This window comes from Microbacterium sp. E-13 (assembly GCF_049912955.1).
Lineage (GTDB): Bacteria > Actinomycetota > Actinomycetes > Actinomycetales > Microbacteriaceae > Microbacterium.
On record NZ_CP183973.1, the window covers coordinates 2,349,388 to 2,361,130 of the forward strand.

Annotated in this window: 11 protein-coding genes; 5 read left to right on the forward strand and 6 right to left on the reverse strand. The window is 71.0% G+C overall.

The genetic code is table 11. From position 1 onward, the window contains the following. Positions 1–19: 19 nt before the first annotated feature. The gene (locus ACN9MP_RS10835) at positions 20–1,498 is read right to left on the reverse strand and encodes a phytoene desaturase family protein (RefSeq protein WP_426320082.1); all 1,479 of its coding nucleotides are present in this window, start codon (positions 1,496–1,498) and stop codon (positions 20–22) included. Next, positions 1,495–2,262, reverse strand: coding sequence for an SRPBCC family protein (locus ACN9MP_RS10840; protein WP_426320084.1), 768 nt, complete (start codon positions 2,260–2,262; stop codon positions 1,495–1,497). The genes ACN9MP_RS10835 and ACN9MP_RS10840 overlap by 4 nt, the downstream gene beginning before the upstream one ends. Before the next feature lie 260 nt (positions 2,263–2,522). On the opposite strand from ACN9MP_RS10840, the gene ACN9MP_RS10845 reads away from it, so the two are divergent. The 3 genes from ACN9MP_RS10845 to ACN9MP_RS10855 all read left to right on the forward strand — a co-directional run bounded on the left by ACN9MP_RS10845 (position 2,523) and on the right by ACN9MP_RS10855 (position 6,158). Then, the gene (locus ACN9MP_RS10845; protein WP_426320086.1) at positions 2,523–3,197 is read left to right on the forward strand and encodes an SIMPL domain-containing protein; all 675 of its coding nucleotides are present in this window, start codon (positions 2,523–2,525) and stop codon (positions 3,195–3,197) included. Then, positions 3,194–4,597, forward strand: coding sequence for a M20/M25/M40 family metallo-hydrolase (locus ACN9MP_RS10850; protein WP_426320088.1), 1,404 nt, complete (start codon positions 3,194–3,196; stop codon positions 4,595–4,597). Before ACN9MP_RS10845 ends, ACN9MP_RS10850 begins: the two co-directional genes overlap by 4 nt. A 73-nt stretch (positions 4,598–4,670) precedes the next feature. Further along, positions 4,671–6,158 carry an MFS transporter gene (locus ACN9MP_RS10855; protein WP_426320090.1) on the forward strand — a complete coding sequence of 496 codons (1,488 nt, stop codon included), beginning with the start codon at positions 4,671–4,673 and terminating at the stop codon, positions 6,156–6,158. Between the two features lie 13 nt (positions 6,159–6,171). Here the strand turns inward: ACN9MP_RS10855 and smpB are convergent, their stop codons facing one another. The 4 genes from smpB to prfB form a co-directional block, all read right to left on the reverse strand. Next, positions 6,172–6,648, reverse strand: a complete 477-nt coding sequence (gene smpB, locus ACN9MP_RS10860; RefSeq protein WP_191171280.1) for an SsrA-binding protein SmpB — start codon at positions 6,646–6,648, stop codon at positions 6,172–6,174. A gap of 135 nt (positions 6,649–6,783) precedes the next feature. Then, a complete protein-coding gene (ftsX, locus tag ACN9MP_RS10865) occupies positions 6,784–7,698 on the reverse strand; it encodes a permease-like cell division protein FtsX (protein WP_426320092.1) in 915 nt (304 codons plus the stop codon). Beyond that, positions 7,695–8,825: a cell division ATP-binding protein FtsE gene (ftsE, locus tag ACN9MP_RS10870; protein WP_426320094.1), complete on the reverse strand. Its 1,131-nt coding sequence runs from the start codon at positions 8,823–8,825 to the stop codon at positions 7,695–7,697. The genes ftsX and ftsE overlap by 4 nt, the downstream gene beginning before the upstream one ends. An 88-nt stretch (positions 8,826–8,913) precedes the next feature. Continuing rightward, a complete protein-coding gene (gene prfB / locus ACN9MP_RS10875; protein ID WP_426320096.1) occupies positions 8,914–10,023 on the reverse strand; it encodes a peptide chain release factor 2 in 1,110 nt (369 codons plus the stop codon). 25 nt (positions 10,024–10,048) lie between these two features. Here prfB and ACN9MP_RS10880 point away from each other — a divergent pair, with 25 nt between their 5' ends. Beyond that, a complete protein-coding gene (locus ACN9MP_RS10880; protein WP_426320098.1) occupies positions 10,049–11,380 on the forward strand; it encodes an MFS transporter in 1,332 nt (443 codons plus the stop codon). Then, on the forward strand, positions 11,377–11,709 hold the full coding sequence (locus ACN9MP_RS10885; protein WP_426320100.1) for a hypothetical protein: 333 nt from the start codon (positions 11,377–11,379) through the stop codon (positions 11,707–11,709). Before ACN9MP_RS10880 ends, ACN9MP_RS10885 begins: the two co-directional genes overlap by 4 nt. Positions 11,710–11,743: the final 34 nt, after the last annotated feature.

Sequence of the window (11,743 nt, forward strand, 5' to 3'; positions counted from 1 at the left end):
CGCGCGAGGGCCGGCGGCCTCAGCGGCGGGGCGAGAGGTCGGGCAGCGCGCGCGTGCCGAAGTCGTGGCGGAGGGCGCTCAGCGCCGCGAACCACCCGGGCAGGCCCGTCACACCGGGTCCCGGTGCGGCCGAGGCGCCGGCGAGGTACACGCCGGGGATCGGCGTGCGCCACGGATCCGGGCTGAGGACCGGCCGGCTGAAGAGCTGCCACAGGGCGGGAGCGCCCGCGGCGATGTCGCCGCCGGGGTAGTTCGGGTTGTGGCGCTCGACCTCGCGCGCGGTGCGCGAGCTCGTCGCGAGGATGGTGTCGCGGAATCCCGGCGCGAACCGCTCGATCTGGCGGATGACCGCCTCCCGCCGGTCGACGGCGCTGCCGGCCGGTACGTGGGTGTACGTCCACAGGGTGTGCTTCCCCTCGGGCGCGCGCGAGGCGTCGAAGAGCGACGGCTGCGACACCAGCACGTAGGGCCGTTCGGGCAGGCGACCGCGGTTCACCTGGTTCTCGGCATCCGCCACTTCCGCCCGCGTGCCGCCGACGTGCACGGTGCCCGCACGGCGCAGCTCGGGGTGGGTCCAGGGCACAGGCTCGCTGAGGGCGAAGTCCACCTTCGCGACGCCGTCGCCATAGCGGAAGCGCTGCAGCTTGCGCCGATAGCGCTCGGGGACGGCGTCACCGGCGATGCGGAGGAGCGCCTTGGGCGTGACGTCCAGCAGCGTGACCGTCGATGAGGGCAGCTCTCGCAGCGACGTCACCTCGTGGTCGACGACGACCTCTCCCCCGTGCGCGCGCAGGTCGTCGATCATCGCGTCGATGATGGCCTGGCTCCCCCCGACCGGAATGGGCCAGCCGCGCGCATGCGCGTAGGCGCCCAGAGCGAGCCCGGCGCCGGCGGCGGCGATGCTCGGCTGCGAGAGGATCGTGTGCGCCGCGACCCCGGTGAGCATCGCGGGAGCGGCGTCCTCCCGGAAGCGCGCGTTCCAGGCGCCACTCCCCTGCTCGAGCGCCCGGAGGCCGAATGAGACGGCGGTGGGGATGTCGGTGGGCACGCGCACGAGCGGCGACCCGGTGAAATCGGCGACCTCGGTGGAGTGCTCGACGAGCGGGCGCATCAGCTGAGCGTAGGCGAGCGCGTCAGGCCCGAGGCCCTCGGCGGTGCGGGCGAGATCCCGGTAGGCGACGCCGGCGTGACGCTCGTCGAGCGGATGCGCGAACGACACTTCGGGTGTGACGAACTCCACCCGCTCACGCAGCCCGAACTCCCGGAAGAACCGCGATTCGAAGGCCATCGGGTGCACCGCCGAGCACACGTCGTGGCGGAACCCGGGGAGCGTCAGCTCTCGGGTGGCGGCGCCGCCCCCTGGCTGGTCGGCACGTTCGTAGACCCGCACGCGCAGCCCCGCGCGGGCGAGTGTGACGGCGGCGGCGAGACCGTTGGGACCGGACCCTACGACTACGGCATCGAGTTCGGTGCCGCCGCGCCGGGACCGCTCGTTCACGTCTGCGGCGCCCCGTCCTGACGGGGCGAGGGACGCTTGGCCCGTGGTGCCGTCTTCTTCGGCGGCAGCGATTCGCTCTCCCCGGGCTCGTCCGCAGGACCCGCCTCGACGGCGTCGATCGAGGTTGCGGCATCCACCCACTCGCTCTCGGCCGTGGGCGCCACCGGCTCGGAGCCTTCGTCGTCGCGTGTCATCGCACCATCCTCCCGCTCGTTCGTGGCCGAGCGCTCCTGCTCGGAATCCGGTCGGTCCGCAGCGGGCGCGACATCCACCCGCTTCTTCTCGCCCGAGGCGGCCATCTCCTGCTCCGCCGTCGTCGCGGTGCGCCGCGCGGCCCTGCCCTCGGACAGGTACGCGAGGCGATGAAGCGTCTCATCGTTGCGCCAGTGGAGGGCGACGTCCATCAGCGGGGCGGGAACGAAGCGCCCGGGTCCGGCGATCGCCTCCTCCTGTATGCGCACGACGCATTCGTCTCCGCGAGGCTTGACGTCGATCGTGACCCGGGCCTCACCGATCGGCCAGCCGCGGGCGCGCATGACCATCGTCTTGCCCGGCACGAACTGCTCGACGACCGTCTTGTCGTTGATGAGCGCCGGCCAGACGCCGAACGAGTGGTGCAGTTCGGCGCCGGTCATCGGCCAGGTCTCGTCGACCTCGCGCATGCGCGAGGCGCCCACGACCCAGACCGGATACAGCCACCCGTCGCCCAGCACCTCGAAGACGTCCTCGGGAGTGCAGTGCAGCACCCTCACGTTGCGCGACATGGCGTCACTCCTCGTTCGTCGAGTCGTACCGATACCGCGACCATATTGCGCGGCGAGGGCGCACTGGAGCGGGTTGCGCGGCGACGACTCGTATGGCACGGGATGGCGAGGGGCAGCGGATGCCTCGGCCCGGGCTCGGCCGCCCAGAACACCGGAACAGGAGATCTGGCGGAGACAGGACGTGAGGCGAGCGATGGTCCTGTGTGCGCCAGATCTCCTGATCTCAGGAGCGGGGAGATGCGTCGGACTACTCTCAGATCATGAGCGACGTCGTCATCACCGTCCGCGGGGAGCACGAGACCCGCATCGCCCCCGAGCGCGCGATCGCGCACCTCACCATCCGCACCGAAGGCCACGAGCGCGGCACCGTCGTCGAGCGCATGGCGGCGCTCAGCGAGCCCGTGCGCGACGAGCTCGCGGCGCGGAAATCCGACGGCAGCGTAGCCGAGTGGACGAGCCAGCGCGTCGCGGTCTGGTCGGAGCGCCCCTGGAACAACGAGGGCAAGCGGCTCGCACCCGTGCACTACGCCTCGGTCGACTTCGCGGCGACGTTCACCGACTTCACGGTGCTGTCGTGGTGGGCCGGCGAGGTGGCCGAGCGCGAGGGGGTGCAGCTGGGCTGGATCGAGTGGAAGCTCACTCCCGGGACTCGGGCGGAGACGGAGCGAGCGGTCGCCACTGCGGCCGTCGGCGTCGCCGTCGAACGTGCCACCTCCTACGCCGCAGCGCTCGGCCTCGCGAACGTCAGCGCGCTGGAGATCGCCGACGTCGGGCTGCTCAGCCGCCAGGACCGCCGGGAGGCGGCGCCCGCGCCCGTGATGCTGATGGCCAAGTCGTCGTTCGCCGCCGATTCCGGCGGCGCGCCCGCCGTGCAGCTGCAGCCGGAGGACATCGTGATCTCGGCCGCTGTCGAGGCGCGCTTCGCCGCCCGATGAGCCCCGACGCCGAGGTCCGGTCGTCGAGCGAGCGGGGAACGAGCGAGACGGAACACCTCGCACCCGGCATCGAGGTCGCGGCGCGACCGGGGATCGCGGACCGCCTCTCGCGCATGATTCAGCTGCCGACCGTGTCGGCCGAGCGCGCCGGACGCGGGCCGGGACCCTTCGAAGCCTTCGCCGACCTGCTCGTCGAGCTGTACCCGCTCATCCACGAGAGCCTCGAGCGCGAGCGCTTCGGCGACCTGGGCCTCCTCTACCGCTGGCGCGGCCGCACCGCAGGGCGGGGCGTCGTGCTCATGGCCCACTTCGACGTCGTGCCCGTCGACGAGGGCGACGCGTGGACGTTCCCGCCCTTCGAAGGCCGCGTCGAGGGCGGCTGGGTCCACGGCCGCGGGGCGCTCGACGACAAGGGGCCGCTGGTCGTGGTGATGGATGCCGTGGAGAACCTGCTCGCGGCAGGCTTCACGCCCGCTCGCGACGTGTACCTGTCGTTCGGCGGCGACGAGGAGACCTTCGGCGGCGCGGCGCGCCTGATCGCCGAGGCGCTCCGCGAGCGCGGCGTCGAACCGTGGCTCGTGCTCGACGAGGGCGGCGCCGTCGTGGACGCCCCACTCCCCTTCGTCCGCGGGAAGGCGGCGATGGTCGGGGTCGGTGAGAAGGGGGTGCTGACGCTGCGGCTGAGCGCCCGCGGCGAGGGCGGTCACGCCTCGGCTCCCCCGGCCCGCACCGCCGTCCGACGCATCGCCCGGGCCGTCGAGCGTCTCTCCCCCGGAACCTTTCCGGCACGCACTCCCTCCGCGGTCGCGCGCATGCTCGAGCTCTTCGCGACGCGGACAGGCGGCATCCCTCGACGCCTGTACCGCCTGCTCTCGGTGACGCCGTGGCTGACCGCCCGCGTCTTCACCGCGATGGGCGGCGAGCCGGCGGCCCTGGTGCGCACCACCGTGGCCGCCACGATGCAGGCGGGCGGCACTGCGGCGAATGTGCTGCCCTCGCACGCGTCCGCCACGCTGAACCTGCGCATCGCGCTGGGCGAGTCGGTGGAGAGCACGGTCCGCCGGGTGCGGCGGAGGATCGCCGACCGGTCGGTGCGGGTCGAGGTGCTGGAGGGCGACGGCCCGTCGCCGGAGTCGTCCACGACGAACGCGCAGTTCGCGCTCATCACGACGGCGGTGAAGGCGTCCTATCCCGACGCGGCGACCGTGCCGTACGTGATGATGGCAGCCACCGACTCGCGGCACTTCCACCGCTTCTCGCCGGCGGTGTACCGGTTCGCGCCGCTCGACATGAGCAAGGCGCAGCGGGCGTCGATCCATGGTGTCGACGAGCGCGTCGAGATCGCGGCGCTCGAGCGAGGCGAGCTTTTCCATCGCACGCTGCTGCAGCGTCTAGAGTGATCGCACCCGCCCTCCGACAGGCCCACGGCCCGGCGTTCGAGGCGGGGCCGGGGCCTTGAGCGAAGGAGCACCGATGGCGCGCACCGCGACCTCTTCGCGCGTGACGATCGGGGCGCTCGCGAGCGTCGTCGGCTTCCTCGCGTTCGTCGAGTTCACGAGCGGGGTGCTGCAGGGCTACTACACGCCCATGCTCACCGACATCGCGCGGCACCTCGGCGTTCACGACGCCGATGTCAACTGGCTCGAGGGCACGCAGCTGATGCTGTCGGCTCTCGTCGTTCCGGCGTTCGCGAAGCTCGGCGACATGGTCGGGCACAAGCGGATGCTCGTCGTGTCGACGGCCGTCACGGCCGCCGCGTCCCTCGTGCTCCCGTTCACCGATTCGTTCGGCGTCTTTCTCGCCGCGTGGGCGATCCAGGGCTTCTACGTCGTGTGGCTGCCGCTCGAGATCGCGCTGATCTGGTCGCGCTCGCGGCGCATGGCGGGGCGCGCGACCATCACCGCGCGCGCCGCCGGCTTCCTCGTGGCGGCGCTCGAGACGGGCGCGATCGTCGGGGCGCTGGTCGGCGGCATGTTGATCGACAGCCTGCCGCTGTGGATCGTGCTGCTGGTGCCGGCACTGCTGGTCGTGGCCTGTTTCTTCGTCATCCTGTTCGGCGTCAGAGAGTCGCCCGAACCCACGGGCGGCCGCCTCGACACCGTCGGCCTGGTGCTGATCTCCCTCGCCCTGGTCGCGTTCACCGGTGGTCTGAGCCTGCTACGCCTGAACGGCCCCGCAGACCCGATCGCCTGGCTCGTCACCGCGCTGGGCGTGCTGCTCGTCGTTCCGTTCGCGTTGTGGGAGCTGCGTCACGACGACCCGCTCATCGATGTGCGGATGTTCCGCTCCCCCGCACTCGGCCCGGTCTTCCTCACCGCGGGCCTCTTCGGCGTGAGCGTGCTCGGTGCGCAGGCGCCGCTGTCGACCTTCGCCCGCACCGACCCCGGCACGTACGGATACGGCCTGGGCACGAGCGGATTCCAGACCTCGCTCATCATCGGCGTGTACCTCATCGCCATGATCACGGGCGCCCTGCTGTACCCGCTGATCGCCCGCCTCACCGCTCCGCGGCTCACCCTGATCGGGGCGGCGACGCTCGTCGGGGTCGGATTCCTGCTGTTCCTCCCGTTCCACGACACGTACGCGCAGGTCATCGTCAACATGGTGATCGTCGGACTGGGGTCGGGTGCCCTGGTCGCGGCGCTGCCGGCGGCCGCGGCATCCGCTGCTCCTCATACCCAGACCGGCGTGGCAACGGGGCTCACGAACTCCGTCAAGACCGTCGGTGGCGCGATCGCCTCCTGCGCGTTCGGCATCGCCCTGCTGCACGGTGCGACCGGCGCGGCCGCTCACGGCACGGCGGGGTCGTTCTCGGGGTACCTCACCGTCTGGGTCGTGTGCGGCGTGACGGCGCTGGCTGCCGCGGTGCTGCTGCTGTTCGTGCCGAAGACGGCGTTCAGCGACCGCGCGGCGGTGGACGACACGGATGCCGCGGGTCAGGCACTCCCCGCAGACCGCTGAGCCGAGAGGGCTCTTACTCGCCGAGCCGGTTGCGCGACCGCATGGCGCGCTCGGCCTCGCGCTTGTCTTCGCGCTCGCGGATCGTCTGACGCTTCTCGTACTCGCGCTTGCCCTTGGCCACCGCGATCTCGACCTTCGCGCGGCCGTCCGAGAAGTAGAGCTTCAGCGGGATCAGCGTGTACCCGCCCGCCGAGATCGCGTGGGAGAGCTTGACGATCTCCTCCTTGTGGAGGAGCAGCTTGCGGGTGCGCTTCGAGGAGTGGTTCGTCCAGTGGCCCTGCGAGTACTCCGGGATATGCACCGCGTCGAGGAACGCCTCGCCGTTGTCGATGTACGCGTAGCCGTCCGAGAGGTTCGCGCGGCCTTCCCGCAGCGACTTCACCTCGGTTCCGGTCAGCACGAGGCCGGCCTCGTACGTCTTCTCGATCGCGTACTCGTGGCGCGCGCGACGATTGGTCGCCACGACCTTCTCGCCGCGTTCCCTGGGCATGGCGACTCCGTTCCGGTTGCTGAGCTTGTCGAAGCATGCCGTCCTGCTGGTCCCTCGGAGTGTACGAGGGCGCTTACGGCAGCCTGTCAGTCTACCCTGGCGCGCGCTCCGGCGAAGTCGGCGAGCGCCTCACGGCTAGGCGCGCAGCCAGCGGCGGATCGCGAAGCCCGCCGACAGGGCCGCCAGCACGACCCCGACGAGGATCAGCACCGGCACCACGAGCCACGCATCCCCGAGATCGATCCAGGTCGTCACGAAGTCCACGCGGCCGCGCAGATAGGCGTCGACGCCGAAGTGCACGCCCGCGATGATCGCGCCGCTGGCGAGCAGCGATCCCAGCAGTGCCGCGAAAACGCCTTCGAGGATGAACGGGGTCTGGATGAACCGGTTGGATGCCCCGACCAGGCGCATGATGCCGAGCTCCCGTCTTCGCGCATAGGCGGAGAGCCGGATCGTGGTCGCGATCAGCAGCACCGCCGCGATCAGCATGAGCGCGGCGATGCCGACGGCGATGTAGGTCGCGATCGTGAGCGCGGAGAACAGCGGGTCGAGGTACTGCATCTGGTCCTGGACCTGCTCGACCCCCTGCATGCCGCTGAACGCCTCGATCATGACCTGGGACTGCTCCGGGTCGACGAGCGTGATCCGGAAGGTCTCGTTCACCTGCTCGGGCGTGATCACGCTGGCGTTCTCTTCGCCCGCGATCTGCAGCAGCTCGTCGTACGCCTGCTGGTGGTCCAGGAACGTGAGGTCGCGGATGAGCGGCGCGAGCGCGCTGCCCTCGAGCTTCGCCTTCACCTCCGCCACCTGCTCGGGCGTCGCCTCGCCGCCGGAGCATGTCGCCGGCGCCGAGATCTCGGTGCACATGTACACCGCGACCTGCGCCCGCTCGACCCAGAAGTCCCGCATCGTCGCGATCTGCATCTGCATGAGGATCGCCGCGCCCACGAACGTGAGCGACACGAACGTGACGAGCACCACCGACACGACCATCGAGACGTTCCGCCGGAGACCGGTGAACGCCTCCGACATGATGAGTCCGAACCTCATGAGGTGGGCCCCACTTCGTCGTCGGGGTCGGTCTCACCCAGGCCCAGCCGGTCGGCGAGTCCCAGCTCCTCGACCTCCAGCTCACGCAGGTCGACGGCCGGGATCGGCTGCGTCGACGACGTGACGGAGACGGATGCCTCCGGCTCCGCCCGGTCGCTCGCCGGGGGCTCCTCCGCGGCTCGCGTCAGCGCCTCCGCCTGTCGTTCCTCCGCGGCGGTGACCGCAGCGGCGGCCTCGGCGGCCGCCACGGCGGCAGCCGCCGCGGCGGCGGGGGATGCGGCATCCGTCACCGTCTCGAGGTCCTCGTCGTCGACCACAGCCGTCGGGTCGAGGCCCGCGGCGGCGGCGATGGTGGCCTCGCGCTGCACTTCGAGCACCGCCGTGAGGGCGGCGACCGCCGCGGCACCGCGTTCGGGCTCGGGCGCGAGGCTGGGCAGACCCGACCGGTCGCCGTAGCCGCCGTGGCGCTCGTCGCGCACCATCTCGCCGTGGCGCAGCTCGATCACGCGACGCTGCATCTGGTCGACGAAGCCGGCCTCGTGCGTCGCCATGACGACCGTGGTGCCGGCGGCGTTGATGCGCGCGAGCAGCTGCATGATGTCGACGGACGTCGCGGGGTCGAGGTTTCCGGTCGGCTCGTCGGCGAGCAGGATCTGCGGCCGGTTCACGAGCGCCCGCGCGATCGCCACGCGCTGCTGCTCACCGCCCGACAGCTCGTGCGGGAACCTCTTCTCCTTGCCGGCAAGGCCGACGAGGGCGAGCACTTCGGGCACCGCCTGCTGGATGAAGCCGCGCGACGAACCGATCACCTGCAGCGTGAAAGCCACGTTCTGGAAGACGGTCTTCGTCGGCAGCAGGCGGAAGTCCTGGAAGACGGCGCCGATGTGCCGGCGGAAGTACGGCACCTTGCGGTTCGACAGCGAGCGGAGGTCTCGGCCGAGCACGACCACCCGCCCCTCCGACGGCGTCTCCTCGCGAAGGATCAGGCGCAGGCAGGAGGACTTGCCCGATCCCGACGCGCCGACGAGGAAGACGAACTCCCCGCGCAGCACCTCGAAATCGACATCGCTCAGGGCGGGTTTGGAAGTGCCGCGAAAGCGCTTCGTGACGTTCTCGAACCGGATCATGGCCTACCGAGCCTATGCGGCCACCCGGGGCCGCGGCCGAGCGACACTCATCGTTCGCGCATCGATTCGATCGGGAGAGGCATCGAGATCAGTCGTCGTCCTTGCGCTTGCGCCAGCGGATGCCGGCAGAGATGAAGCCGTCGAGGTCTCCGTCGAAGACGATCGCGGGGTTGCCGACCTCGTACCCGGTGCGGAGGTCCTTCACGAGCTGCTGGCCGTAGAGGAAGTACGAGCGCATCTGGTCGCCCCAGCTCGCGGTGATCGTGCCCGCGAGCTCCTTCTTCTTCGCCGCCTCTTCTTCCCGCTTGAGCAGGAGCAGGCGCGTCTGCAGCACGCGCATGGCGGCGGCACGGTTCTGGATCTGCGACTTCTCGTTCTGCATCGACACGACGATGCCGCTGGGGATGTGCGTGAGGCGCACGGCCGAGTCGGTCGTGTTGACGGACTGCCCACCGGGGCCCGAGGAACGGAAGACGTCCACACGCAGATCGTTCTCGGGGATGTCGACCTCGACGGCCTCCTCCATGACGGGGATCACCTCGACCGCGGCGAACGACGTCTGGCGCTTGTCGGCCGAGCCGAACGGGCTGATCCGGGCGAGGCGGTGGGTGCCGGCCTCGACCGAGAGCGTGCCGTAGGCGTAGGGCGCGTCGATCTCGAACGTCGCGGACTTGATCCCGGCGCCCTCGGCGTAGGAGGTGTCCATGACCTTCACGGGGTACTTGTGACGCTCCGCCCACCGCAGGTACATGCGCATCAGCATCTCGGCGAAGTCGGTGGCGTCGTCGCCGCCGGCGCCGGAGCGGATCGTGACGACGGCCGAGCGCTCGTCGTACTCTCCGTCGAGGAGCGTCTGCACCTCGAGCTGGCTGATGATGTCTTCGAGCTCCGCGATCTCGTGGCGGGCCTCTTCGGCGGACTCCTCATCGTCCATCTCCTGGGCGAGCTCGACGAGGACGTCGAGGTCGTCGAGTCGCTGCTCGACGTCGGTGACGCGCTTGAGCTCGGACTGACGATGGCTGAGGGCGCTGGTGACCTTCTGCGCCTTCTCGACGTCGTCCCACAGGTTGGGGGCCCCGGCCTCCTCACTGAGACGGGCGATGTCGGCGTTGAGCGCCTCGACGTCGACCACGGCCTTGATGTCGGCGAACGTGGAGCGCAGGGCCTGGATGTCGGCGGAGGGATCGAAGTCGAGCATGACACTCCAGACTAACGTGGAAGCGATGACCGATCACGCAAGCTCCCCCGGCGCACGCGAGGTCCTGTGGCGCTTCGGCCCGATGGTCTACGGCCCCACCGTGCTCTTCGCGCTCGGCGAGGGCGCGGTCATCCCGCTGATCCCGGTCATCGCCGCCGAGCTCGGGGCAGATCTGGCGACGGCGGCCCTCGTGGCCTCGGCGCTCGTCGTCGGGCAGCTGTGCGGGAACATCCCCGCCGGCTGGGCGGTCGCCCGCATCGGCGAGCGACTGACCATGGCGATCGCCGGCATCATCTCGCTGGCAGGCGTCGCCGGCATGGCCCTCGCCCCCTCGCTCGGCCTCTTCGCGATCTCCGTCTTCCTCATCGGCTTCTGTGCCGCGGCGTTCGGCCTGGCCCGTCACTCGTTCATGACGACGCGGGTGCCGCTCGCCTTCCGCGCGCGGGCGCTGTCGCTGCTGGGGGGAACGTTCCGCCTCGGCATGTTCGTCGGGCCATTCGTCGCGGCGGGCCTCCTCGCCGTGTTCGGCGACGAGCACGCAACGATCTGGTTTTTCGGCGGATGCCTCGTCGCGATGATCCTGATGGTGCTGTTGGGTCCGGACCCCGAGAAGCAGTTCCTCGGCGTCGAGGAGGCGCGCACCCGCAACGGCGACATGGACACCGAAGACACCGGCGAGCCCGTCACCGGCTCGATCCCGCTCCGGCAGTCTCGGCGACCGGGGAACGGCACGGGCGGGAGCGCCGGGCCGGGGACCGGGGTGCTGCGCACCATGTGGCGGCACCGCCGGGTGCTGTCGACGCTCGGGCTGGCCGCAGCATCCCTCTCGGCCGTCCGCTCGGCGCGCCAGGTCGTCCTGCCCCTGTGGGGCGTGTCGATCGGCCTCGACGCGCAGACCATCGCGCTGGTGGTCGGCATCTCCGGTGCGATCGACTTCGCCCTCTTCTACGCGAGCGGGCAGGTGATGGATCGGTTCGGGCGGCTGTGGGCCGCCCTTCCCGCCATGATCCTGATGGGGGCCGGATTCGTCGCGCTGGCGTTCACCCACGACCTGCCGCAGGCGGCGATGTGGTTCGCGATGTTCGCCGCGGTGCTCGGCGTCGGCAACGGACTGTCCAGCGGCATCCTGCTCACACTCGGCGCCGACGTCGCACCCAAGACCGATCCGGCGCCGTTCCTCGGCTCCTGGCGCACGCTCACCGACGCCGGCGGCGCGATCGCGCCGCTCCTCGTGTCGGGTATCGCCGCGGCCGCATCGCTCGCCGTCGCGACCGGGGTGGTGGGCGCGATCGGCCTGCTCGGCGCGCTCGCCTTCATCCGCTGGGTGCCGCGGTACGTGCCCCGCACACGGCCGTGACCGAGGTCGTGCAGTTCTGCCGCAGCCGCAACGATGGCCGGCGCTGCACCCGGCCGCTCGATCATCCGGGCCTCCACCGCCACCGCACGATCATGTGGAGCGACGCGGGCGAAGACCCCGCGCGCTGCTCCGGCTCCGGAGCATCCGCTGCGCCCGCTGCGCCGTTGGCCGACGGCTACCCGGGAGGCCGGGCGCTGTGCGAAATCTGCCTCCGGTTCGTGCCGCTCGACGACGCCGGTCGCGTGCTCGAGCACGACACGAGCGACCCTGAGGAGGCGGATGCCGACGCCCGGCGCCGCCGGGAGTGGTTCAACGTCCACGGTTGGTAGCAGCATCCGTCGCACGCCGATCGGCCCCGCTCAG